Origin of the sequence: Rhodococcus sp. UFZ-B548 (genome assembly GCF_903819475.1) — a bacterium.
GTDB lineage: Bacteria > Actinomycetota > Actinomycetes > Mycobacteriales > Mycobacteriaceae > Rhodococcus_F > Rhodococcus_F erythropolis.
The window spans coordinates 47,175-70,338 of sequence record NZ_CAIJDS010000039.1 but is presented as its reverse complement, the minus strand read 5'-3'; the positions used below and the strand labels follow the sequence as shown (position 1 = coordinate 70,338).

The 23,164-nt window shown below is 61.6% G+C and carries 23 protein-coding genes; 9 read left to right on the top strand and 14 right to left on the bottom strand.

Going from position 1 to position 23,164, the window contains the following annotated elements; genetic code table 11:
* Nucleotides 1-3 precede the first annotated feature (3 nt).
* From H7C86_RS26275 to H7C86_RS26260, 4 genes are all read right to left on the bottom strand, one after another.
* Nucleotides 4-174: a hypothetical protein gene (locus H7C86_RS26275; RefSeq protein WP_020906453.1), complete on the bottom strand. Its 171-nt coding sequence runs from the start codon at nt 172-174 to the stop codon at nt 4-6.
* Nucleotides 175-528: 354 nt separating this feature from the next.
* On the bottom strand, nt 529-897 hold the full coding sequence (locus H7C86_RS26270; protein WP_029537646.1) for a hypothetical protein: 369 nt from the start codon (nt 895-897) through the stop codon (nt 529-531).
* Nucleotides 898-1,185: 288 nt separating this feature from the next.
* Complete coding sequence (locus tag H7C86_RS26265) at nt 1,186-2,304, bottom strand: Ig-like domain-containing protein (RefSeq protein ID WP_182262506.1); 1,119 nt, start codon at nt 2,302-2,304, stop codon at nt 1,186-1,188.
* Nucleotides 2,305-2,359: 55 nt separating this feature from the next.
* Entirely contained in the window at nt 2,360-3,574 is a 1,215-nt protein-coding gene (locus H7C86_RS26260) for an Ig-like domain-containing protein (protein ID WP_182262505.1), read from the bottom strand.
* Between the two features lie 297 nt (nt 3,575-3,871).
* Here H7C86_RS26260 and H7C86_RS26255 point away from each other — a divergent pair, with 297 nt between their 5' ends.
* From H7C86_RS26255 to H7C86_RS26245, 3 genes are read left to right on the top strand one after another with little or no spacing between them, the layout of a single operon-like run.
* On the top strand, nt 3,872-5,371 hold the full coding sequence (locus H7C86_RS26255; RefSeq protein ID WP_182262504.1) for a SulP family inorganic anion transporter: 1,500 nt from the start codon (nt 3,872-3,874) through the stop codon (nt 5,369-5,371).
* Between the two features lie 35 nt (nt 5,372-5,406).
* On the top strand, nt 5,407-5,832 hold the full coding sequence (locus H7C86_RS26250) for a MerR family transcriptional regulator (protein WP_019747166.1): 426 nt from the start codon (nt 5,407-5,409) through the stop codon (nt 5,830-5,832).
* Nucleotides 5,833-5,858: 26 nt separating this feature from the next.
* Nucleotides 5,859-6,479 (top strand): L-threonylcarbamoyladenylate synthase, encoded by a 621-nt coding sequence (locus H7C86_RS26245; RefSeq protein WP_030534624.1) that lies wholly within the window; start codon nt 5,859-5,861, stop codon nt 6,477-6,479.
* 9 nt (nt 6,480-6,488) lie between these two features.
* Here H7C86_RS26245 and H7C86_RS26240 read toward each other — a convergent pair whose 3' ends face one another.
* Nucleotides 6,489-7,448: a helix-turn-helix domain-containing protein gene (locus tag H7C86_RS26240; RefSeq protein WP_052740920.1), complete on the bottom strand. Its 960-nt coding sequence runs from the start codon at nt 7,446-7,448 to the stop codon at nt 6,489-6,491.
* Between the two features lie 163 nt (nt 7,449-7,611).
* Between H7C86_RS26240 and H7C86_RS26235 the strand changes: the two genes are divergently transcribed.
* The gene (locus tag H7C86_RS26235) at nt 7,612-8,724 is read left to right on the top strand and encodes an NDMA-dependent alcohol dehydrogenase (RefSeq protein ID WP_024487546.1); all 1,113 of its coding nucleotides are present in this window, start codon (nt 7,612-7,614) and stop codon (nt 8,722-8,724) included.
* 43 nt (nt 8,725-8,767) lie between these two features.
* Here the strand turns inward: H7C86_RS26235 and H7C86_RS26230 are convergent, their stop codons facing one another.
* The 3 genes from H7C86_RS26230 to H7C86_RS26220 all read right to left on the bottom strand — a co-directional run bounded on the left by H7C86_RS26230 (nt 8,768) and on the right by H7C86_RS26220 (nt 12,576).
* A complete protein-coding gene (locus H7C86_RS26230) occupies nt 8,768-10,681 on the bottom strand; it encodes an alkyl/aryl-sulfatase (RefSeq protein ID WP_182262503.1) in 1,914 nt (637 codons plus the stop codon).
* A 99-nt stretch (nt 10,682-10,780) separates the two neighbouring features.
* Complete coding sequence (locus H7C86_RS26225) at nt 10,781-11,344, bottom strand: TetR/AcrR family transcriptional regulator (RefSeq protein WP_019747163.1); 564 nt, start codon at nt 11,342-11,344, stop codon at nt 10,781-10,783.
* Nucleotides 11,341-12,576: a cytochrome P450 gene (locus H7C86_RS26220; protein ID WP_166501914.1), complete on the bottom strand. Its 1,236-nt coding sequence runs from the start codon at nt 12,574-12,576 to the stop codon at nt 11,341-11,343. The genes H7C86_RS26225 and H7C86_RS26220 overlap by 4 nt, the downstream gene beginning before the upstream one ends.
* A 95-nt stretch (nt 12,577-12,671) precedes the next feature.
* Between H7C86_RS26220 and H7C86_RS26215 the strand changes: the two genes are divergently transcribed.
* A complete protein-coding gene (locus H7C86_RS26215) occupies nt 12,672-13,517 on the top strand; it encodes a glycosyltransferase family 92 protein (protein ID WP_182262502.1) in 846 nt (281 codons plus the stop codon).
* A gap of 106 nt (nt 13,518-13,623) precedes the next feature.
* Here the strand turns inward: H7C86_RS26215 and H7C86_RS26210 are convergent, their stop codons facing one another.
* Complete coding sequence (locus H7C86_RS26210) at nt 13,624-13,785, bottom strand: hypothetical protein (RefSeq protein WP_161120888.1); 162 nt, start codon at nt 13,783-13,785, stop codon at nt 13,624-13,626.
* A 203-nt stretch (nt 13,786-13,988) separates the two neighbouring features.
* Between H7C86_RS26210 and H7C86_RS26205 the strand changes: the two genes are divergently transcribed.
* Nucleotides 13,989-14,750, top strand: coding sequence for an SDR family NAD(P)-dependent oxidoreductase (locus H7C86_RS26205; protein ID WP_020723638.1), 762 nt, complete (start codon nt 13,989-13,991; stop codon nt 14,748-14,750).
* Here the strand turns inward: H7C86_RS26205 and H7C86_RS26200 are convergent.
* Nucleotides 14,732-14,944 carry a hypothetical protein gene (locus tag H7C86_RS26200; RefSeq protein WP_228118235.1) on the bottom strand — a complete coding sequence of 71 codons (213 nt, stop codon included), beginning with the start codon at nt 14,942-14,944 and terminating at the stop codon, nt 14,732-14,734. The two genes, H7C86_RS26205 and H7C86_RS26200, sit on opposite strands and share 19 nt — an antisense overlap.
* Nucleotides 14,945-15,088: 144 nt before the next feature.
* Between H7C86_RS26200 and H7C86_RS26195 the strand changes: the two genes are divergently transcribed.
* The 3 genes from H7C86_RS26195 to H7C86_RS26185 all read left to right on the top strand — a co-directional run bounded on the left by H7C86_RS26195 (nt 15,089) and on the right by H7C86_RS26185 (nt 18,358).
* Nucleotides 15,089-16,033, top strand: coding sequence for an alpha/beta fold hydrolase (locus H7C86_RS26195; RefSeq protein ID WP_182262501.1), 945 nt, complete (start codon nt 15,089-15,091; stop codon nt 16,031-16,033).
* Nucleotides 16,034-16,294: 261 nt separating this feature from the next.
* Nucleotides 16,295-17,068, top strand: a complete 774-nt coding sequence (locus tag H7C86_RS26190; protein ID WP_182262500.1) for a VOC family protein — start codon at nt 16,295-16,297, stop codon at nt 17,066-17,068.
* Between the two features lie 135 nt (nt 17,069-17,203).
* Nucleotides 17,204-18,358 (top strand): alkaline phosphatase family protein, encoded by a 1,155-nt coding sequence (locus H7C86_RS26185; protein ID WP_134998359.1) that lies wholly within the window; start codon nt 17,204-17,206, stop codon nt 18,356-18,358.
* Here the strand turns inward: H7C86_RS26185 and murJ are convergent.
* The 4 genes from murJ to H7C86_RS26165 all read right to left on the bottom strand — a co-directional run bounded on the left by murJ (nt 18,344) and on the right by H7C86_RS26165 (nt 23,114).
* Nucleotides 18,344-19,960, bottom strand: a complete 1,617-nt coding sequence (gene murJ / locus H7C86_RS26180) for a murein biosynthesis integral membrane protein MurJ (RefSeq protein ID WP_259349300.1) — start codon at nt 19,958-19,960, stop codon at nt 18,344-18,346. The two genes, H7C86_RS26185 and murJ, sit on opposite strands and share 15 nt — an antisense overlap.
* A 96-nt stretch (nt 19,961-20,056) precedes the next feature.
* Nucleotides 20,057-21,085 (bottom strand): beta-ketoacyl-ACP synthase III, encoded by a 1,029-nt coding sequence (locus tag H7C86_RS26175; RefSeq protein ID WP_003945837.1) that lies wholly within the window; start codon nt 21,083-21,085, stop codon nt 20,057-20,059.
* Nucleotides 21,086-21,246: 161 nt separating this feature from the next.
* Nucleotides 21,247-21,888, bottom strand: a complete 642-nt coding sequence (locus tag H7C86_RS26170; RefSeq protein ID WP_003945784.1) for a response regulator transcription factor — start codon at nt 21,886-21,888, stop codon at nt 21,247-21,249.
* The gene (locus H7C86_RS26165; RefSeq protein ID WP_223257929.1) at nt 21,876-23,114 is read right to left on the bottom strand and encodes a sensor histidine kinase; all 1,239 of its coding nucleotides are present in this window, start codon (nt 23,112-23,114) and stop codon (nt 21,876-21,878) included. Before H7C86_RS26165 ends, H7C86_RS26170 begins: the two co-directional genes overlap by 13 nt.
* Nucleotides 23,115-23,164: the final 50 nt, after the last annotated feature.

Here is a 23,164-nt window from a genome sequence, read left to right as displayed (position 1 = left end):
TGATCAGCGACCTTTGATCAGATACCGCACAATCGCCATCCCGAGCGCGAGGCCCAACACGGTGGCCAGCGCTGCAACCAGACCGTGGCCGGTCAGTGCGACGAACACACCGGTTATGACTGCGACGACGGCAATGATCCCCGCGTCCACTCTGCTTTGACCACGTTCAGGCATGGCACTCTCTCGTGCTGTCAGGTCCGTCCGCTCCCCTCGTAGCGGACGGACCCAGCGGCAATCTGTCGAAATGCGCGAACTCTGGTGGCCTCACCGGGCTGACTTTGCGGGCGGTCCTGCGAGGCCGGCACGTCCCCCGGAGCCAACTCACATCGGTTCACGAAGTCCGTACCTTCGCAGAATATACCGATTGGTAGGTAATTACTGAGGGCTAAAGTCCCTGGTCATGGACTCATGCGACGAGTGGTCGAAAACTCGAGACGAACGAGCGCATCCGCGAGCCGAGCGTTCAATCGAGATGGCAGAGGGCCGTGGTCACGTCCAGAGGTCCATCTCGACATAGAGTGGAGACGTCTAGGACCCGAAAAGCGATCCGAGATCCAACGATCCGACTGACGACACTCTCTTCCAATCAGCGCAATACGCGGTGGTGAAGCGAGAATCCGTCAAGAGAATGGTGACTGTCGCCGGTTCGAGGGTGCTTTCGAACTCGAGGACATTCAATTCACCGTCGCCGTCGACTTTTGCCCGACCGTATATGCACGGCATATCAGCTGATACGGGTCCAGACGTCGTGTAGGTTCCCGGCAACACCTCCCACGGCACGTCGAACAGCCCATGACCGGGAATCGTTCCCGGCGCTGCTGAGGCCGCAGACGTCCCGATCATTGCCACACCGACAGCTACTGCTGCAGCGGACGCGAGCAAACTAACCTTGCGCATTTTCCCTACCTTGTTCATACCTGAACCGCAGCGGCGAGTTCGAAGGCTTGTTGATGTAAGAACCCGCGGTTCGCGCAGTTCTTCAACTAACGGTAGTAAAAGGGCACGAGTTTTGGTGAGCTACCTTTTGTGGTTCTGGCCCGATTTCCGTGACGGAGACTCCCATTGAGAAAAATAGGGAACGCCGGCGTTGCGGCTCTCGGCATGATTCGAACCTGTCATTCCAGTATTCGATCACACAACCGTATTCGAGCCGAAACGTCGACGCTCCCCTGCCGTTTGGGTGACTCAGCCTCCGAGTGAGCCCGTCGGCAGCTTCGAGAAGATGTCCCCGAGGCTTCCGGTTCCACCAGGAGTTTCCGGTTCCGTCGGATCCACCGGCTCGACGACGATGACGCCGGGCACGGTGACGGTCACGGTCTTGTCTGCAGATTCCGAAGAACTGAACTTCTTGGTACCCAAGAACTTTGCGGTGATACGATGCTCGCCCTGGTCGCGGAACGGCCAGACCAGTTCTGCATGGCCATTGGAATCGACTGTGGCGCTACCGATCTTCGTCTCGCCGTCGAAGAACTCGACCGTGCCCTCACCCGGGTTCGGGTCGATACTCGCCGCAATCTTGACGTCTTCGCCCGTCAGTGCCTCCAGTGCGACAGCGACCGTCGTCTCGGTCTGGTTGGTCGCGAATACCTCGGTAGTCGAGAGGGCGCTGCGTCCCTCGCCCGAAGCAACACAATACCCAGCGGCATTGACCCACCGGGACTCACCGAAACTCATGCTCGTGTCTTTGATCTTGATACTCGGGCTCGTCGCCCCGGCGCGCAGGTGCGTCGTCGCGTTTCCCTCGTCGGACCGAGCTTCGAGTTTCAATTCGACTGCCGGCAAACGAAAGTCCGTGTTGGCCTTGACTTGCAGCCCTTCCTTGGGCTTGTTGTCGCTGGCGCTCGGACCGTCGTTGACTGTCTTGTTGCCGGTGCCGGTAATTCGCAGGTACTCACCCGCCGGGTTCGCGTTTCCGTCTGCGCCCACCCGGAGCAGCACCGCAGTCTCGCCGGTCAAGTTCGACGACGAATCACCGACGAGGGAGTACGACACCAGGGTTGCCCCTTGCGGTAGTGCGATGTCGTACTTGATACGACCGGTGTCCGAGTCCGAACTACGCATGGTGCCCGGATGCAGTTTCACTGTGAACTGTTCGCCCGGACGCACGGACGTGGGCGCCGTGACCTCCAGGTTGTCGGAGAACGACGAATCCCAATCGGTGGCGCCGTCGACCCGGCACTTGTGTTCGAAGGAAACTGTTCGCGTCACGGTATCGGAAGCCGCTGCTACCGGAGCGGACACAGCGAGGAGTCCGGCCGCGACAGCTGGCACGACTGCGCAAACAGCCAGAGAACGGGAGTTCATATGTTGCCTTTCAAAAAGACTCGGTCATCGAGTGTTCGGTGAAGTAGGACCGTGATCACTTGCCACCGAGCGAACCTGTGGGCAGCTGCGGCAGAACGGACTCGAGGCTGCCGAGACCACCCGGAGTGCCCGGATCGGTCGGGTCGGGATCGACCGGGCCTGTTGAATCACCGGTCACCGTGAGCATGTGTGCCGCCGACGTGTACTTCGCCTCGTCGCCGGTAGCTGTGAAGACTGCAGTCACGGACTTGGTACCCGCCTTACCGAAGGTCAGATCCAGGCGGGCAATACCGCGAACCACCGGCCGCGGGTCACCGACGGGCTTGCCGTCGACCATGAACTGTACTGTTCCCGTTGCGTTTTCCGGATCGACGCGAGAAGCAAAAGACACCTTGGTACCGGTAGCGGCCGTCGTCGGTCCTTCGAGCGTCGTCACGATGTCTGCTCCAGGCTCGGGATCAACAGGTCCGAGGTCTCCGTCGATTTTCGTGGATGCCAATGCGCCGGCACCGGCGTTGAGGGGACCAGTCTCACCGTCGCGAGGAGAACAGGATGTGGGCGCCCAGATGGTTCCCGCGAGCCAGTGACTTACCTGAGGGAGGAAGGTCAAAAACGACTCCGGCCCGCCGAAAGTACCTGCAGCACCCGAAGTCCGGACATTGGTTTCGACTGCGCCGGACGGCCCGGCCTTTACGGTGATTCTGATCTTCGGAAAGACGATGTTGGTCTCGGCTCCGGACTGAGCGTTGATCGCAAGCCCGCCGTGCGCACCCGACGACGATGACGGACTGTTGCCGATCGCTTCGTTTGCGCCGGACAACCGGAGTATCGGACCGTCCGCTGCGGGAGTGCCGTCTTCGTTGACACGAATCACCGAAGCAGGTTTCCCGGCAACAACATTGCCCGGATCGGTGACCGTCGCCGAAACGAACTCCGCGTTGGTCGGAATCGGCAGATCGATCTTCAGACGCGAGATCTTCTTGACACTGGCGCCGCTCACATCGTTCGGGATCTGAACGCTACCCGGATCCACGTCGATGTCGAAGACTTGACCTGGCGCCACGACCGAAGGAGCCGAAACTCGCACCGTAGCAGGCTTTCCGTCTGACGAAGGACCGGAAAACGCACTCGGAACTGCGCGGCACGTGACCTGAAACGTTGTCGACGTGGTTTCTGCAACAGGCGCCGCGGTCGCCGGAATCACGGCCACAGCGGTTCCTCCGGCAAGGAGGCCGGTAAGGAGCGCAGCATTCAGTAGGCGTTTTGACATGATGTCCTCTCGGAACAACCTGATTGACGTTTGCCGCCGAACTGTAACGGAGCCAGCGCCCGAGTTGACCCGTTTTCAATAAACAAAAACCACACAGTAGGTAAATAATTGGTAAGGGTTACTGGTCGTCACATCTGATCGCCACCGCGAGCCTTGCCTCTCTCGATCAATCTCGCGGTTCGAGATTCACTGCGGGGAAACATAATTCGACAGGAATTCGCGCCGTAGTGAGAACTCCGTTAATACTCTACCCTTACGGGAGGGTAGAGTATGAGAACCTCGTCAGGACGGAATCTCATGGCAGTAACCATCGCTTCATCCACCAACGACAATTCGGTTCGGGCCGCGCTCCGGTCACCTCGCCGTCTCAAAACGGAAGTTTTGGCCGGACTGGTCGTCGCGTTGGCACTGATTCCCGAGGCGATCTCGTTCTCGATCATCGCCGGCGTCGATCCGCGGGTAGGACTGTTCGCGTCGTTCACGATGGCAGTGACCATCGCCGTCGTCGGCGGACGACCCGCAATGATCTCCGCAGCTACCGGCGCCGTCGCACTGGTTGTCGCTCCACTGACGCGCGAGTACGGAATCGACTACCTGATTGCGACAGTCCTTCTGGCCGGCCTGCTCCAGATCGTGTTGAGCCTCCTCGGCGTCGCCAAGCTGATGCGCTTCATCCCGCGCAGCGTCATGGTGGGATTCGTCAATGCACTGGCCATCTTGATCTTCATTGCCCAACTCCCCCACCTGATCGATGTTCCGTGGCTCGTCTACCCACTTCTGGCCGTCGCCCTACTGATACTCGTATTCCTGCCGAAACTGACCAGCGCGGTCCCGGCTCCACTGGTGGCGATCGTGTTACTGACCAGCGCCACAGTCATTTTCGCGTTCAACGTCCCCAATGTCGGCGACGAAGGCGAGCTTCCGTCGAGCCTGCCGACGCTACTGTTCCCCGACGTCCCTCTGGACATGCACACACTGTCGATCATTGCTCCGTATGCATTGGCCATGGCGCTCGTCGGCCTCCTCGAATCGTTGATGACGGCCAAGCTCGTCGACGACGTCACGGATACTCACTCGAACAAGACCCGAGAAGGGTGGGGCCAAGGCGTCGCGAACATCGTCACCGGCTTCTTCGGAGGCATGGGAGGGTGCGCGATGATCGGCCAGACCATGATCAACGTCAAGGTCTCCGGCGCTCGCACTCGAATCTCGACTTTCCTGGCGGGCGTGTTCTTGCTGATACTCGTGGTCGGCCTCGGCGATGTCGTGGCGTTGATTCCCATGGCCGCATTGGTAGCCGTCATGATCATGGTCTCGGTCGGCACTTTCGACTGGCACAGCGTCAATCCGAAGACCCTGCGCCGCATGCCGATCGGCGAGACAGTGGTCATGCTGGTCACCGTGGCGGTCACCGTCGCGACCCACAATCTTGCCTACGGCGTGATCGTCGGAGTGATCACCGCGATGGTCATCTTCGCCCGCCGCGTCGCGCATCTCACCGAAGTAATCGACGTCGCGCATCCGGACGAGGACACCCGTGTCTATGCGGTTCGAGGCGAGCTGTTCTTCGCATCCAGCAACGATCTGATCTACCAGTTCGACTATGTCGACGACCCGAAGAACATTGTCATCGATCTGTCCGAGTCTCATGTCTGGGACGCGTCGACCGTGGCGACACTGGACGCGATCACCACCAAGTACGCGGCCAGAGGCAAGAATGTCGAGATCGTGGGGCTCGACGACGCATCGGCCGAGCGCCATCTGCGCCTGTCCGGACGCCTGGGTGACGGTCACTGAGAGTATGGAAGCCCAGCGCGACGAAAGTAGGAGTGATGTCTGAGCCGGAACATGCGGTCCAGGGACAGAACATGCAGATCGGGCAGGTTGCCGAACGCACCGAACTGTCGATCAAGACGATCCGTCATTACGACGAGGTCGGTCTGGTCACTCCATCGGAGCGGACCGCCGGAGGATTCCGCTTGTACACCGAGGCGGACGTCCAACGGCTACTGGTAATCCGACGAATGAAGCCGCTCGGATTCAGTCTCGAAGAAATGAAACAACTCCTCAATTCCCTGGCAGTGCTCGGCGACGAAGCTTCGGACGCGTCAACACGAACCGCCGCAACCGAATTCGTCACCGCCTGCCATACCCGGGCGGAAGAAAGCTGCACACACTTACGTAAGCAACTCGCCTACGCCGAAGAGCTGACGGGATTGCTCGCCGACCACAGTCTGAACGGTGAACGGCATTCGTGATCTGCAAGCTGAACTAAGCTGGGTTGATGGCCCGATACTTCGACGTTCACCCGGAAAACCCGCAGCCGCGCGCGATCAGCCAGATCGTCGAAATGCTGCACAACGACGCGGTCATCGCCTATCCCACCGACTCCTGCTACGCCCTGGGTGCCCGAATGGACAATCACTCGGGCACCGATCGGATCCGCGAGATCCGTCACCTGCGGTCGGATCACCACTTCACGCTGGTCTGTGCCGACTTCGCGCAGCTCGGGCACTTCGTCCACGTCACCAACTCGGCGTTCCGGGCGGTCAAAGCGGCTACGCCTGGGCAGTACACGTTCATCCTTCCCGCCACGAAGGAAGTTCCGCGTCGACTGGCACACGCCAAGAAGAAAACCGTCGGAGTGCGTATCCCCAGCCACCCGGTAGTGCGGGCGCTCTTGCAAGAGTTGGGTGAACCGATCCTCTCCAGCACCCTTCTCCTGCCCGGCGCCGAGGAGCCGATGACGGACGGCTGGCAGATCAAGGAAGAACTCGACCACCAACTCGACGCCGTCATCGACTCGGGTGACTGCGGCACCGAGCCCACCACGGTGGTCGACTATTCCTCCGGTGCCCCCGAGATCGTGCGCGTCGGCGCGGGAGATCCTTCCCGATTCGAGTAGGCCCCGACGTCAGCTCCGCATTTTCCGAGAGCGGAAGGCCGCCGGAGAAGTCCCGAACCGTTCTTTGAAAAGTCGCGAGAAGTGGCTTGCGTCGGAGAAACACCATCGGGTGGCGATCGAGGTGATCGAACTGTTCGTGCGACGCAATTCCTCGCGTGCCCTGGCCAACCGCCGCGCCCGTACCGTCCCGTTGAACGTCTCACCGGATCGGCCGAAAACTCGCTGGACCGTCCGGGCCGAGACCGCGTGGGCGGCGGCAACAGAGGTCAACGACAACGACGGATCACACAGGTGCCCGTCGATCCAGGCATCGATCGACAAGCGCAGCGCGGCGGAACCGACAGCGTCCTCAGTTCCGATGGTCTGGCTCACCGCCCCGTCGAACAGTTCGAGGGTGGCATTTCTGGCCGCTGATACCGCGGGTTCAGGAAGTTCGGCCAACGAATCGGCCAGCATCGACAGATAGGAAACCAACAAACGTACCGACGGTGAGTCCCGTTCCAGCGCGCCGCCGAAAGCCGGCCACGCTCGACCGGAGACTTCCGCCAGGGCCGAGCGAGGAATCAGCAAATTGATCGAACGAATCGACTCCAGCACCTCGAACTCGGCCTGATTGCGCGTATCCCACAGAACTACGTCACCAGCGCCCACGAGAATCGTCTCACCTGCTCGTGTCAGCGCTTCGCGTCCTGACCGGATTGCGATCAGCACGACCCAGTCTTCTGTGGCTTCGGATACCTGAGTTGCGGTTCGCTTTCCTGTGCACGGATCGCAGCTGAGGTCGACGAGACCGAAGTCGTCCAGCGAGCGTCGCTTGATCGATGCGGCGAATCCCTCGCGGAGAATCGATCGGGATACCTGCACATCAAGGGGAATGAATTGCTCCCGCAGACGAGATTCCCACCAGTGGCCTCCCATACCGACAGGAATGCCGTCGGCAGTCTTCTCTCCAGACCGGGTGGTGACCATAACTAAGGTTATCGCAAATTCACTTCATGGATTGGCGAAACGGCGCGAAAACACCAAACCGTGGCGCGCAGATGCATGACCCAGGCCCCCGAGGGGAGACAGCATGTGTCCAGGAGCAGACGAGAAGACACTGCGCCGCGAAGCACGCTCGAAGGGAATGTCGATGAAGGCGAAGGCCGCAGTGCTGTGGGATCACAACACACCGTGGAGTGTCGAGGAGATCGAGCTCGCAGATCCGAAAGAACGTGAAGTCCTGATCAAAGTGGTTGCCAGCGGCATGTGCCACTCCGACGATCATGCTGTGACCGGTGATCTGGCAGTCCCGCTCCCCGTGATCGGTGGCCACGAAGGCGCGGGCATAGTGGAGAAAGTCGGCCCCGGCGTGCGAGACGTCGAGGTAGGCGATCACGTCGTCCTCTCCTTCATTCCCTCGTGTGGACGCTGCCGTTGGTGCGCAGTCGGACAGAGCAACCTCTGCGACCTCGGCGCCATTCTGATGGCCGGCGCACAGGTCGACGGGACGTACCGCGCGACAGCTCGCGGGCACGACGTCGGAACCTTCTCGCTTCTGGGAACTTTCGGCAACTACACGGTAGTGCCGGAAGCGTCCGTGGTGAAGATCAACAAATGGATTCCCCTCGAGAAGGCCTGCCTCGTCGGCTGCGGAGTCACCACCGGTTGGGGATCTGCCGTCAACACCGGTGAGGTCTCGCCCGGCGACTCCGTGGTCGTCGTCGGAATCGGCGGGATCGGTGGAAGTGCAATCCAGGGGGCGAAGATCGCGGGCGCGAGGCACATCGTGGCAGTCGACATCTCGCCGGACAAGAAGGCCATGGCCGAAACTCTCGGAGCGACCCACTTTGCTTCGTCGATCGACGAGGCCATGACGCTGGTCAACGAATTGACCTGGGGTGTCATGGCTGACGTCGCGATCCTGACCGTCGGGGTGGCGAGCGGCGACATGATCCAGCCAATGGTCGGGCTGATCCGCAAGGGTGGCCGCGTAGTCTTGACAGCGGTCTCACCGATGGGTGCCACTGACACACAGTTGCACCTCGCCGAAATGACCCTGTTCCAAAAACAGCTCCGCGGAAGCCTGTTCGGCGAATGCAATCCTCGCGCCGACATCCCCCGTCTACTCAACCTCTACGAAGCCGGGCTCTTGAAGCTCGACGAAATGGTCACCACCGAGTACCGCCTCGAAGACATCAACCAGGGCTACGACGACATGAAGTCGGGAAAGATCATGCGCGGAGTCATCATTCACGAACACTGATCATCGATCAGTCGCACCAGTCACGGCGTGACTGGTGCGACTGTCACGGCGTCACGATGTCGAACCACAGATCGAAGTCCTCCAGCAGCGAGATGAACGTCTCCAGTTCAGACTGATCTCCCACAGCTTTTGCCGTTCCGGCCTTGATGGATTCGGTGAGCGAGGTCGTTCCCAGATACACCTCGTTGAACACGGCACGGGTCAAGGTCAGAGTCAGGGCGGCCGAAGCATCTGCCTTGTCCGTGTCGTAATTCAGCACGCCGTTGCGCACTGTGACCAGGACGTTATCCGCAGTGTCCGACAACACGAATCGCAACGACAGGTCGACGTCGGCAGCTTTGGGACCGTCGAGGCGAACTGCCCAGAAGTCCAGCATCTGCTCGAGAGGCATCACGGCGACAACGGCCGGGCCGGTGGGGTTGTTGGACGGCATCGGTGCCAGCGGATGCCGCAATTCCATCGCTCCGACCAGGTAGAAGTTGCGCCACGTACCGTTCTCGGCTTGGTAGCCGAGTTGTTCGTACGTGTCCGCCAACAACTCTCGCGCTTTCTGGTTACTCGGATCGGCGAACACCAGATGGTTCACCAGCTCCGCTGCCCAGCGATAGTCGCCGTCGTCGAACGCCTGCTTGCCCTTGGTCAGAAGCGCATCGGGTCCGCCGACGGCTTCGACATAGCGCTTGCCGTTCTCCACCGGCGGATGAGGATTGAGGTGAGCGGGAACGCCGTCGAACCAACCGAGATAGAAGGTGTAGATCGCTTTGACGTTGTGACTGAGCGAGCCGTAGTACCCGCGGTTGTACCACTGCTTTCCGATGGCGTCGGGTACCTCGATCTGGTCGGCAATCTCTACCGGTGTCAGTCCCTTGTTGGCAAGACGCAACGTCTGATCGTGCAGATACTTGTACAGGTCTGCCTGATCCGACATCAGCTTCAAGATCTTGTCGTTGCCCCACGTGGGCCAATGATGCTGCGCGAAAATGATTTCGACGTCGGGAAAAAGTTCCATCGCCAGACGAACGTAGTGCGACCAGGCCTTGGCGTCGCGAGTTTTGGCGCCGCGCAACGTGTACAGGTTGTGCATTGTGTGCGTGACGTCCTCCGCTGACCCGAGCGCCTTGAAATCGGGTAGATAGAACAGCATTTCGGACGGCGCTTCGGTGCCCGGTGCGAGCATGAACGTCACGCGCACACCGTCGACGACTTCTTCGTGTACCGGTTCGGTGATGACGTCGGTCGGCACCGCGAACGTCGACGTGCCGTGCGACGTGGACAGTCCGAGACCACCGGAAACCTGTCCCTGCGGGCCTGGACGCAGGAATGATCCGTACATGTACATTCCGCGACGCGTCATCGCTGTGCCGGCGAGCACGTTCTCGGAGATCGCTTCCTCCGTGAAACTGTCTGGTGCATAGACTTTTACGGCACCGGACTCGATCTCTTCGTCGGTGACAAATCCTTTGACTCCGCCGAAATGGTCGCCGTGGGAGTGTGTGAAGATAATTGCCTTGACCGGGACCTTGGGGCGGTGCTGGTAGTACAACTCCAGCGCAAGAGCGGCTGTTTCCGCGGACATCAGGGTGTCACCGATGATCAACCCGGTATCGCCCTCGATGATCGTAGTGTTCGACAAGTCCTGACCGATCACCTGGTAGAGGCGATCGGCAAGCTTGAAGAGCCCGCCGCCTTTTCCCATCAAAGTGGCTTGGCGCCAGAGACTCGGGTTGACTGTGTCCGGCGCTTCGCCGTCGGCGAACCCGTAGGCGTCGTAGGAGAAGATGAACTGTCCTTTGTCACCCTTGACCAACCCGCCGTCGATGAGCGGCGCTACCAGACCTCGAGAAATCAGTTCGAAGTCGAATGTGTCATCGAACGGAAGATCACGGAGGACCTGGGCATTCGCAAGGCGAGTCGCTTCGGTAGCTGGCTTGGGGTCGAGTTCGGATGGTGTAGTCATCTTCTCTTACGCTCCTCGGGAACTCGCGGTGTCCTGTGTCTGGATACCGGTTCATCCTCGATCCCCACGCAGTCCTCGCACATCACCCGGAAGGGATGATCACGTGGTTCGTCCAGCGTTCAACAGCGCAGCAACGAACTCACGCACCAACGTCCGCTCGTCGTTCTCGTCCGCACCCGGCACCATGAGCAGTGAGAGGATCACTCGCACGATCCAGCGTGCTCGTGACGCTGTGCCTGCTCCGATTTCACCGAGCATCGCGACGCCCAGTCCGTTGATGACGTCGGATGAATTGGCAAGTTCACCTGCAAGACTCGCATCACCCGGAGTGAACCATGCAGCCAACGTCGGAGTGCTGCGCACCGCGGAGACTGCGGTGAGCATCGCCGTTTCGAGACGCTCGCTCGGATCATCGATGGTCGCTACCGATTCCGCGATCGCAGTTCCCAGCCTGCGCGCTTCGCGGTGAACGAATGCAATGTGAAGGGCCTGCCGATTCTCGAAGTACCGATACAGGGTGGCCCGGGAACATCCTGCAGCAGAGGCTATCTCCGCCATACCGACGGCGTTGACACCTTTCTCGACGAACAGTTGCGCCGCACTGTCGAGGATCTTCTCGGCTGCCGCCAAGGCGCGCCCCTCACCGAGCCAGTCGTTGCTCACGGCCGGGTCACCGACATGGGCGCTGTGAGAGGACGGCGCACGTAGTTGCCCGGCGCGTATTGCATCGCGTCGACGTCGATATGGAAATCTGGAATCCGGGAGAGCAACTCTTCCAACGCAACTCGAGCCTGCATCCGAGCTGCCGACGCCCCCAGACAGTGGTGGGCGCCATGACTGAAGGTGAGAATCTTCTGCGGTCGACGCAAGACGTCCAACTCCGCCGCGTCGGGTCCGTACTTTTCGGGATCACGATTGGCCGCACCGTACATCAACAAAACCTTACGTCCTGCCGGAATCACTTTGCCGCCCAAGGCCACATCCCGAGTCGTGGTGCGTGCCAGTCCTTGGACCGGTGAGGTGAGTCGAAGCAACTCGTCGACCGCGTCGGTGATCAACGCGGGATCGTCCAGCAGGATCTGACGCTGGTCGAGGCGTTCGGTCAGCATCGCCACCGAACCACCCAGCATTCCTGTTGTGGTGTCGTTTCCACCGGCCACCATGGTGAAGGCGAAGCCCAGAATCGACAGCAGGCCGGACATGTCGCCGTCTTCACCGAGTCCAGCGGCGAGCAGGTGCGAAATCGTGTCGTCACCCGGTTCGACCTTGCGGCGGTCGATCAGCGACGCGAAGTACATCATCAACTCACCGGTGGCGGCCTGCGCCGTCGTCGCTGCCGCGGCCACACCACCTGCCGAATTGGCAGCGACAATGGCCTCGGTCCAGCCGTCGAACTGGTCACGGTCCGATTCCGGCACACCCAGATAGTGTGCGACAACCATCGACGGCAACGGTTTGAAGAGCTCGACGACGATGTCGCCGCTGCCACGCGCTTTCAGCGCCTCGATACGTTCGACGACGAATTCGCGAACCATCGGCTCGACCGCCGATACCTGACGCGGAGTGAAACCCTTCGACACCATGCGCCGGAACTCCGACTGCACTGGCGGATCCTGCATCACGAACGGCGGATTGTCCTGCATCCCGATCTGCTCGAGCTCACCATAGACGGTGGTCAATCCCTTTGCCGACGAGTACGTCTCGTAATCACGAGCGGCGTTGTAGACGTCTTCGTGACGGGTGAGCACCCAGTAGTCGTCCTGCGGCGAGGCTTCCGGCACCACGTTGTGCACCGGGTCGTTCTCTCGCAATGCGTCGTACATGGCCCAGGGCGAACGCCAGGACTCCCCGGTGGAAGGAACAAACCGTGGCGAATGTGACACAGATGTTGTCATGACTCGACTATGAGACAAATTGATAGATGTGTCAACCTATCTCCATGTTCAATATCGAGTAACTCGCTTCCACGCAGAGCACTATCGTGTGTCGGGTGATCACGGACCCGAAGAACCACCCGAACAGCTCTGACACCGGACGCCGCGCCGTGGTTGCGGTCCTGCTCCCCCGCGAACATCTCCCCTTCATCAGAGACTGGTGCCTGCACCACATCGAGCAAGGCTGGGAGGTTGTTCTCTACGACAACACCGGTTCCGTCGGGTCCACCCGCAAGACAAGCGCATTCAGCCTCAACCGTTGGCACGGCCGCAGCGAGGACAAGAGAGGCAACTCTTACGGCGCCTTCACCCGATCGATGTCGGACAGTGAAGTTCAGGTCGCATTCCGCAAAGAACTGCACGACCTTCCGGTGACGATCGTCGACTGGCAACCGCGCGAGGAGGACGGTCGGATCGTGCACGGACAGGTAGAGGCCTACGTCGATTACGTGAGCCGGTACCGCGACACCGTCGCGTGGGCAGCATTCATCGACGCCGACGAATACCTCGAACACGCACCAGGATTGGACTGGGAGGCTCTACTTGCCGGAGTTACTCAGGCGGATTCACACCGTGTTGTTCTCGACGCTCTGGTCTACGAATCCAGGTGGACGCGCGACGGGCAACTGCGAGACGTCGAGGAATTGAAATGCCTTGGACTGCAAAGCCACGGCTGCAAGAACATCGTGAGGCTGTCGGAGATTCTGCGAGCGGACGTCCACTGGGGATGGAAGACAAGCGAACCGGACAGCCTGGTGCGGCCCGACCGATCCCTCTTCTACTTCCGCCATTACCGCGGTTCGGAGGCGGCACTCGACTTCACTCCGCTGCCGAACTTCGGACCCCAAATCCACGAAGAAGGTGTGGATGTTCCGGCGGCAATTGACGCATCACAGAATTGAATGTGCCTGCAAGACACAGACATTCAGGTACAGATAGACCTCCGGCCCGCGTCCACGAAGGCAATGCCTTCAGGACACGGGCCGAAAGGAGCGTAAAACTTGCAGATCAAGCCTTGGGTGCGGCGGTGCTGCCAGCGTTGCCAATTGCACCAGCGAACGTCGCGATAGCTGCGATGCCGGTGATGATGCCTGCGAGTCCCGCAAGGATCTTTGCGCCGTCAGCAAGGTTGCCTGCGGTGATCGGATCCATACTTCCAGTCTGTGCCATGTCTAGCTCCTCATCATGGTATTTACGCGGTCCGCGCGTACGGTGTGTAACGGCGCTCACAATATACGTAAGACAGCCGAAATTTGAAGCGGTGCCGTTGAGTGGGACGTAACTCACATCTCATCCAGCGGGAACCCACGAGTAACAATGCGCGATTCGGACAACGCTTCGGGAACCGTTGAATGACGAGCAGGAGAACAGCAGTGGGCAAGTTGGATGGAAAAGTGGCGCTGATCACTGGCGCAGGGCAAGGCGTCGGCCAGGGTGTTGCGTTTGCGCTTGCCAAGGAAGGTGCTTCCGTCGCGGTGGCGGGCCGCACTGAGTCGAAACTCGTCGTCACATGTAACGAGATCACCGAACGCGGCGGCCGTGCCGAACCGGTGCTCGTGGACATCGCCGACGCGGGTTCCATCACCGCTGCCGTGGCGCGAACCGTGGAACTGTTCGGCGGCGTCGACATCCTGATCAACAACGCCAGCCTCAACCCGCTCGGCAATGTCCTCGACCTCACTCCGGAGCGCCTTGCCGACGGATTGACTTCCGGACCCGTCGCGACGCTGCGAACCATGCAAGCCTGCTACCCGTTCATGAAGGAACGCGGCGGCGGGGCGATCATCAACATGGTCAGTTCCGTGGCCGTCCGTTGGGACGCCGCCGGCTACGGCGGATACGCGGCCGTGAAGGAATCCGTCCGAGCCCTCAGTCGCGCAGCAGCGTGCGAATGGGGCGTAGACGGGATCCGAGTCAACGCGGTTGCTCCTCACGCATCCTCGCCCGGGCTACAGCGTTGGGCAGATGCACGCCCGGAAGAGGCTGCCGCTTTTGTTGCCGGGATTCCGCTACGGAGGATCGGGGACTGCGAAACGGACATCGGCACCGCGGTGGCTTTCCTGGTCGGCCCGGATGCCGCGTATCTGACTGGAGCAACAATTCCGCTCGACGGTGGTCAGTCGCGCTGGGGCTGAGAGCTGGCGTCGTCGAAGGCAAGCACCGCCGACTTGGCTTCGGCGATCGGGCGGCGGAAAACGAAACCGACCAGAACGGATGCCAAAACCAGCGCGGCCAGAACAATGAGCCCGACCATCCACCACATGGTTTTCAGTATGCCCGAACCGACCTCCGCCGGACGCACACCACGGCCGTCGGAAAGCGATGACAACCGCGAAAAGTACTTGACACCAGTCAAATTCCGTTTTGCCCGTTTCCCGAGCTTCCCGATAATCCGTGATCGAGGACACAGTTTCGGATACCGAACCGGGACGAGAGCGTGACTGGAACCGCGCCTCGGTGCATCCTGTCAGGTATGGAATCCGCTGTTTCGGCCGAACCCGCCGACGGAAGCACCCTCACACACCCGTGGGGCGGGACAAGCAACATCACCGACCTCGGCGGTGATGTTCACTGGATCGACTTCGGCGGTCCCAGCGGAGCGCCGCCCATCGTGCTCGTTCACGGTCTGGGCGGCTCGCACCTGAACTGGGTGCGGGTGGCACCGACGCTGGCGGCGCGCACGCGTGTGTACGCACTGGACCTCGCCGGATTCGGACTCACCTCTGCCCGTGGGCGGCACACCGGCGTCGACGCCAACGCAGCACTCCTGAATCGCTTTCTCGAGACAGTAGTAGGTGAACCTGCCGTCCTGTTCGGCAATTCGATGGGGGGAATGGTCTCGGCAATCTCGACCCATGCCAATCCCGAATCAGTTGCCGGCCTGGTGCTGGTGGATCCGGCGCTCCCCCTGCCCGTCCAACTTCCCGACCTGACTGTCGCCGCCCAATTCGCGCTCTACTCGATGCCGTACGTCGGAGAGCAGGTTCTCGGCTTCGGACGTCGGAAGATGTCAGACCGGCAGTTGGCCGCTCAGATGACCAGATTGTGTTTTGCCGATCCGACGCGAGCCGATCCCGCAGTCCTCGACGCTGGCGCCGCCTTGACGGCGATTCGCCGCAACGAACCCACCCAGGATGCCGAATTCCTCCAGGCAGCACGGTCATTGCTGATGACTCTCGCCCGTCCGGCTTCGTATCGAAAGACCCTGCGAGAGATCACGACTCCGACACTCCTGATGCACGGCGACCGCGATCGGTTGGTCCCGGTCGAGGCTGCACGGGCAGCTGCTACCGCACATCCACACTGGACCACCATCATTCTCGGCGACACCGGCCACACCCCACAGTTGGAGATTCCGGACGAGTTTTCACGTCACGCGCTCGCATGGCTCGATCGCACGGGGCTGATCACGAGCTGACACGTACCGGCACCACACCCGTTGAACGGCCTTGTCGATCGAGCAAGTGCCCCATCAACTTCGGCGTATCAAGGACGATTCGGCGATCGACTACGTCGGCAGGTCCGGCCCACCGGTAAGCGCGAACGGTCAAATACTCCAAAGCTCTCGAGCCCTGGGAATGTGTCGGGGTACGCGCGTAGCGTGAGATTCGCGCCTTCCTCGGCCAAGCATTTGCGCGACCCGTACTTGTGTATCCGTTTCGGTAAAGGAGAGTTTCAGATGCCCGCACGCACAGCGCTCGACGGAACACCCTGTTGGATCGACCTCACCAGCTCCGATACCGAGGTCGCCAAATCCTTCTACACCAACGTGTTCGGTTGGCAGACTGACACAAACGACGACCCGCAGTACGGCGGCTACGCGATCTTCAGCAAAGACGGGCAGCCCATCGCCGGGCTCGGAGCTCAGCAGGAGGGAAACCCGTACGGCAACGTCTGGACCACCTACATCTCCTCGACTGATGCGGCAACGTCGGCGTCCAAGGCCGAAGCCGCGGGCGGAATGATCATGATGCCGTCGATGCAGGTCGGTCCCCAGGGCAGCATGGCGATCGTGGGCGATCCTGCCGGTGCAGTCGTCGGTATCTGGCAGGCAGATCAGCACCACGGCTTCGGTCTGGTCGGCGAGGCCGGAGCGCCGGTGTGGCACGAGACTTTGTCCAAGAACTACGCCGCGGTCCTGCCGTTCTACACCGACGTGTTCGGCTGGACTTACGAGTCCATCGGCGACAGCGACGAGTTCCGGTACTCACAGGCCAAGCAGGGCGACACCGTCGTCGCCGGTTTGATGGATGCCAGCTCGTTCCTCCCGGCAGAGGTGCCGTCGTTCTGGCAGGTGTACTTCGGGGCGGACGACACCGACGCGGCCGTCGCCAAGGTCGTCGAATTCGGCGGCAGCGTCTTGCGCGATCCCGAGGACACGCCCTTCGGCCGTCTCGCGTCGGTGGCCGATCCACTCGGTGCCAAGTTCCAGATCTCCACGATCATGGAGTGAATCTCCGCGCAGAGGCCGCACCGGCCCGCGGTCTCTGCGCGCTGATCATCTGGAAAGTCCCGATTTGACCGCACGGATTTGAACACTCGCCCAGAAGGTATGCAGTTTTCTGCGTCCAACGCCTAATCTCATGGGATGCCCGCCCCCGCCCCTCTCCTCGATGTGTACTCGCAGCCGACTCTGTCGACGCTTGCGCCGTCGGTACTCGCTTCTCTCGGAGTGAGCGGCGAAGCGAACCGTCTCGATCTACAGCCCAGCCAGAAGACTGTAATTCTGCTGGTAGACGGGATGGGCGCGAACTTGCTCGCCCGCAACGCCGAACACGCACCATTCCTGAACTCACTGATCGGAACGCCCATACGGGCAGGATTCCCCACGACGACGGCCACCAGCATCGTCTCGTTGGGGACCGGGCTGCCCTCGGGGGCGCACGGAATCACCGGTTACCAGTCTTACGTCGAAGAAGCCGATTCGGTGTTCAACTGGCTGGGTTGGCACAGCGCGGGCAAGAAGGAATCTCAGACCGACTCCATCGTCCCGGAGACCCTGCAGCCGCAGGCCACGACCTTCGATCGTGCCGCGGCCGCCGGCATCACCGTCACTACCGTCGTTCCGTCCAAATTCGACGGCAGCGGCCTCACCCGGGCGGGAATGCGCGGCGCCCAGTTCGCCGGAATCCAGGCATACGGAGACCTCCTCGCTCGCACCGTGGCCGCGTCGAAATCTGCCGACCGTACGTTCACGTACTGCTACATCAGCGAGATCGATGCACTCGGCCACGTCTACGGCCCCGAGTCCGAGCCGTGGATTTTCCAACTGATGCTTGTCGATCGACTGGTCGAGCAACTCGCCGCCGCTCTCGGTCCGGACGTGAGATTGCTGGTGACGGCTGATCACGGAATGGTCGATGTGTCGGACGAGAACAAGATCGACTTCGACAACACTCCGATTCTGTCCAAAGATGTACTCGCTCTTGCCGGTGAACCTAGATGTCGTCACATCCACACCCGAGAAGGCGCTGCACAAGATGTTGCGGACCGCTGGCGCGCCGAACTGGGTGACCGCATGTGGATCGGGACGAGATCCGAGGGCATAGTCGCAGGATTGTTCGGGCCTGCAGTGCATTCCGAGTATCACGGCCGGATCGGTGATGTCATCGCCATTGCGTCCGGGGACGTGGCCGTCGTACGTCGATCTGTCGAATCGGGACTGTCCGGCCTCCGTGGACAGCACGGCGCCCTCACTCCGGACGAACTGCTGGTACCGCTCTTGTCCTCAGGACAGCAGTAGGGCCCGAGCCCGGCGAATCTCGGGAACACCGACGACCTTGCATGCGCCCAACAGGACGACTGCACCGACGGCCGCACCCGCCGACAATGAAATAACAGCAGCAAGCCTGGGCTCGGGAACTCGGTTCTGAACCGCCACCACCAAAGCGAGCGCACAACCACCTGCCAGAATTGCCGCTGCCGAAATCCTTCCGACGGTGGCCTGCACGCGACGGAATCCCAACAGCCCGTATCGCTTTCGAAGCAGGATGTGGCCGAGCGCCGCTCCGCACACGTAGGAGAACGAGCCCGCCGCACAGACGGCCAGGACCAGCGTTTCGTCACTCGCGGACAGTGACGCAAGTAGAACGAGCGCTGTTTTGGCTATCACCATCACCATGGCGATCACCGCGGGAGTTCGGGTGTTGTTGTCGGCGTAGAACACTCGAAGCTGAAGCATGACCATCGCAAAAGGCACCAGCCCGAATGCACTGACCGCAACGGCCGTCCCGATCAACCGGGCACTGCTGCCGTCGACCCGGCCGAAGAAGATCAAGGTGGTCAACGAGGGGCCGAACACCATGAGCGCCACCGTCACCGGAATCAGCGCCACCACCGAATACCGGGCTCCCCGGCCGAGATCGGATACGACGCCGACGTCGTCACCCGCAGCAACCGACCTGGCGATCCGCGGCATCAGCACCGTCAACAACGACACACCGAGAATGCCGTACGCCACTTGAAACAGCAGATCCGCGTGCGTGTACATCGAGTAGACGTGACGGGAGAGAGTGACCTTCATCGTCACCCACACACCGATCTGACCGGCGACGACGTACACAAGTACCCAACCGAGCAACGGCGCCCCGACGCGCACCGGGCGCCAGGTGTGCGGTACGACCCGCACGCGAAGGCGCCACCGAAACCCGTTGCGGTGCAGCGCTCGAGCAACGACGGCGGTTTGCGCCACGATCCCGAGCAGAGTGCCGATACCGATCACCAGGACCTGCGCGGTGGTCATCGACTCGGGAGTCAGAGCCACCGGCCCCGGGATACACAGGAAGACCGCGACCGTCACCAGAAGGACGACGTTGTTGATCACCGGCGCCCAGGCCGGCGCGCCGAACACTGATCGAACACTGAGTACTGCCGTCATCATCGCCGTGACGCCGTAGAAGAAGATCTCCGGCAGAAGCAAGTACGCGAAGAGCGTCGTCAACTCTCGTTGAGCCGGATCATCGATCACGGCCGAGACCAGAGGCGGCGCGCACACCACCGCCACTACCGTCACGAGCGCAAGAGCAAGCGCTCCGACGGTGAGAACGCGCTGCGTCTGCTCTCGTTCGAGCGTCCGCCCACGACTTCGCTGCCGTGTCAGATACGGAAGCAGAACGCTGGCGAGAATCCCGCCGAGGAGGAGCTGATAGACCATGTTCGGGAAACTGTTGGCCGCGTTGTACGCATCACTGACCAGGGCGATGCCGAGGACCGCGGCAAGGGCAAGGGTGCGGACGAAGCCGGTGATCCGGCTGACCGTGCTGGCGAGCGCCACTTGCCCGCCCATCTTCGCCAAGCTGCCGCCCGTCACACCCGTACGTTCGGACTCCCCCATACTCTCGACCATCTCGCCAGGGTGCCACATCGCAGGGTTCGACGAGCCAGACGGAAACGGAAGAGCGCCCCGAACCGTGGGGTTCGAGGCGCTCGTCACGAGAGAAGATCAGGCTGATTCCGCTCCAGCCAACGGCGGCATGACGACAACCTGGCCGGCGAAGGACAGACCCGCACCGAAGGCGAGAAGCAATGCCTTGTCGCCCGGCTTGCACTGGCCGTCGCGCAGCATCTGCTCCATGGCGAGCGGGATCGAGGCCGCGGACGTGTTGCCCGTCTCGGCGATGTCGTTGGAGACGGGGAAGCCCTCGGGCAGCTTCATGCTGCGAGCGATGACCTCGTTGATGCGCTGGTTTGCCTGGTGTGGCACAAAAGCGTCGATGTCCTCGATACCCAGCCCCGACTTCTCCAGGGTGCGAGTGGCGACCTTGCCCATCTCGAAGGCAGCCCAGCGGAACACCGCGGTACCGGCCATCTTGATCCACGGCCGAGGTCCGGTCGGGTTCTTGGTGTAGTCGAGCCAGCTCGGCTCCTGAACGATGGCGTCGGACTGGCTGCCGTCCGAACCCCACTCGACCGGGCCGATTCCGACGGTATCGCTCGGGCCGACGACAACTGCGCCTGCGCCGTCACCGAAGATGAAGCGAACGCTGCGATCGGTGGGCTCGGTGGCCTCGCTCATCAACTCGACGCCGACGACGAGTACGTGATCAACCGTGCCGCCGCGAACGAGGTCGCTGGCCACGGCAAGGGCGGTACAGAAACCGGCGCAGCCTGCCGCGACGTCGAATGCAGCAGGACCCTTGATGCCGAGCTCGTGGGCGACGATGGACGCAGCCTGAGGAGTCTGCAGGTCCCACGTCGACGTCGCGATGATCACGGCGCCGATCTGCTCGGGAGCAATGCCGCTGACGTCCAGTGCTTTACGGGCCGCGCTGATCGACATCGCGAGGATGCCTTCACCTTCGCCGGAGAACCGGCGCGACTTGATACCCGATCGCGTCTGGATCCACTCGTCGGTGGAATCGATCAGCTCGCAGATCTCGTCGTTGGTCACGACTCGCTCCGGGCGGTGAACGCCGAGCCCGAGAAGGACGGACTGCCGACCTCCGGCCACACTGGCAATCGGCTTACCCATTGATCGATCTCCTCGTTGGTTTCTGGTGATGACGCGCATTCGACATCACACGTTACGTACAGGACATAAGCCCCTGCCTCTCAGGTCACCGTTCGATCACGGCAACAACATGAGGCTGGCTCACATTACGCTTCGGTCAGGTATGTAGTCCAGATCCACGATCAGGCGCGTAAATGAGCTAGAACTGCCAAAACACGACGATGCCCGCTTTCGGAAGCCGACAGGCCGAGTTTTGCGAAGATATTTCCTATGTGCTTGCTCACAGCAGTGTCGCTGACGACCAGTTTCCTGGCGATTTCCTGATTTCCCAGCCCCTCCGCCATCAGTCCGAGAACCTCGGACTCGCGTGGGGTCAGTGATCTGATCGGATCGTCGGCGCGTCGACGGCTCATCAGTTGGGATACGACCTCGGGATCCATCACGGTTCCGCCGTCGACGACCCGGTTCAATGCGTCCACGAACTCGGCTACCTTGCCGACCCGTTCCTTGAGCAGGTACCCGACCCCGCCGGCGCCTCCTGCCAACAATTCACCGGCGTAGCGATCCTCGACGTACGCGGAAAGGACCAGGACGGGAAAGCCCGGGCGAAGCTTGCGCACCTCGATCGCCGCTCGAAGCCCCTCGTTGGTGAAAGTAGGAGGCATCCGGACGTCGAGCACCGCGGCGTCGGGGGCGGTCTCCTCGAACACCGTGAGGAACTGTGCGGCGTCGGAGACGGCAGACACCTCGAAGCCCTCTCCGCGGAGCAGCAGTGCCAGCCCCTCTCGCAGGAGAGCGTCGTCCTCGGCAATCAGAATCCGCACGGTAGTTCCACCCTCATCGTTGTCGGTCCACCCTCCGGGCTCTCCAATACTGCGGTTCCTTCGAAAGCCTCGACCCGGCGTCGGATACCCGCCACGCCGCCGCCCGGGCGTTCGTTCGCGCCGCCCTGACCATCGTCGATCACGTCGATGAGCATCGTCTCACCCAACGAGTCGTCCGACGCCTCCGTCCGTGCCGTGACGGTGACACTGCGCGCTCCGCTGTGTTTTGCGACGTTGGTCAAGGCCTCGGCGACGACGAAGTACGCAGCAGCCTCGACGGCAGCCGGGGCACGGCGGAGTTCGTCGATCTCGAGTACGCAGGGCACGGCGGAGCGCCCGGCGAGCGCGGAGATCGCGCCCTCCAGACCCAACTCGTCGAGGATCGGCGGGTAGATGTCGTGCACCAACGTCCGGAGTTCGCTCAACGCCTCGGTGGCCGCATCCTGGGCCCGATGCAGTTGTGGCAGAGCCTGGTCCGGATTGTTCTGCAACGACCGCTCGGCCATCCCCAACATCATCACCACCGCGACCAGACGGTTCTGCGCGCCGTCGTGCAGATCCCGCTCGATGCGCTTGAGTTCGGCCGAATGTGCGTCGAGCGCCGCAGCGCGGCTGGCCGTCAGGGCGGTGACGCGCTTCGAGAGGTCCGAACGCGTGTCCGGCGCAAGCAAAGTCGTGGTCGACCAGCTGATCCACTTCGCCATCGCGGGGACCAACCACCACGCGATCAGGAGGTACAGGATGCCGATCAACGGCATTCCGGCAGCGCCCAACCACGACGTCACGGGGTACGGATTGTTGACGGGTTCACCGGCGGGCATCTGCTGCCAGTACAGCGGGACGGCAATCGAATTGAGTGCACCGAGTGGCAGAGCAATGGTCAGCATCGCCGCGACGAAAGCCCCCAGACCATGAATCGACAGCCAGGCCGCGTCGCGCCTGGTCGACTGATCGGTGAGGAACCGGCGCCAATCCCCGAAGGTCGGATTGCTTGGCATCGGTGGGTATCGCTGCAGAACAGGGCGTCCGGTGTACGCAGCCGTTCTCTTGCGGGCCAGACCCGCCCACCACCGGAGCACCCGCACGTACGACGGCAACAGCAACCAGCCGACGATCAGAATCGAGAGCGACAGCAGAATGAGACCGACCATCAGCAAGAACAGGGAGACCACGGCTGCCGCACCCTCGACGAGCACGTACACCGCAGCCCTGGTTCTCTTCTTCACTGCCCCAGCATGCCGCACCTGATGCCGCGATCCACTACAGCTGGCTACAC

Excerpts from the sequence above, each read along its gene's own strand:
- H7C86_RS26275 (WP_020906453.1), bottom strand. The coding sequence starts at position 174 with ATGCCTGAACGTGGTCAAAGCAGAGTGGACGCGGGGATCATTGCCGTC.
- H7C86_RS26270 (WP_029537646.1), bottom strand. The coding sequence starts at position 897 with ATGCGCAAGGTTAGTTTGCTCGCGTCCGCTGCAGCAGTAGCTGTCGGT.
- H7C86_RS26265 (WP_182262506.1), bottom strand. The coding sequence starts at position 2,304 with ATGAACTCCCGTTCTCTGGCTGTTTGCGCAGTCGTGCCAGCTGTCGCG.
- H7C86_RS26260 (WP_182262505.1), bottom strand. The coding sequence starts at position 3,574 with ATGTCAAAACGCCTACTGAATGCTGCGCTCCTTACCGGCCTCCTTGCC.
- H7C86_RS26255 (WP_182262504.1), top strand. The coding sequence starts at position 3,872 with ATGGCAGTAACCATCGCTTCATCCACCAACGACAATTCGGTTCGGGCC.
- H7C86_RS26250 (WP_019747166.1), top strand. The coding sequence starts at position 5,407 with ATGTCTGAGCCGGAACATGCGGTCCAGGGACAGAACATGCAGATCGGG.
- H7C86_RS26245 (WP_030534624.1), top strand. The coding sequence starts at position 5,859 with ATGGCCCGATACTTCGACGTTCACCCGGAAAACCCGCAGCCGCGCGCG.
- H7C86_RS26240 (WP_052740920.1), bottom strand. The coding sequence starts at position 7,448 with ATGGTCACCACCCGGTCTGGAGAGAAGACTGCCGACGGCATTCCTGTC.
- H7C86_RS26235 (WP_024487546.1), top strand. The coding sequence starts at position 7,612 with ATGAAGGCGAAGGCCGCAGTGCTGTGGGATCACAACACACCGTGGAGT.
- H7C86_RS26230 (WP_182262503.1), bottom strand. The coding sequence starts at position 10,681 with ATGACTACACCATCCGAACTCGACCCCAAGCCAGCTACCGAAGCGACT.
- H7C86_RS26220 (WP_166501914.1), bottom strand. The coding sequence starts at position 12,576 with ATGACAACATCTGTGTCACATTCGCCACGGTTTGTTCCTTCCACCGGG.
- H7C86_RS26210 (WP_161120888.1), bottom strand. The coding sequence starts at position 13,785 with ATGGCACAGACTGGAAGTATGGATCCGATCACCGCAGGCAACCTTGCT.
- H7C86_RS26195 (WP_182262501.1), top strand. The coding sequence starts at position 15,089 with ATGGAATCCGCTGTTTCGGCCGAACCCGCCGACGGAAGCACCCTCACA.
- H7C86_RS26190 (WP_182262500.1), top strand. The coding sequence starts at position 16,295 with ATGCCCGCACGCACAGCGCTCGACGGAACACCCTGTTGGATCGACCTC.
- H7C86_RS26185 (WP_134998359.1), top strand. The coding sequence starts at position 17,204 with ATGCCCGCCCCCGCCCCTCTCCTCGATGTGTACTCGCAGCCGACTCTG.
- murJ (WP_259349300.1), bottom strand. The coding sequence starts at position 19,960 with ATGGTCGAGAGTATGGGGGAGTCCGAACGTACGGGTGTGACGGGCGGC.
- H7C86_RS26175 (WP_003945837.1), bottom strand. The coding sequence starts at position 21,085 with ATGGGTAAGCCGATTGCCAGTGTGGCCGGAGGTCGGCAGTCCGTCCTT.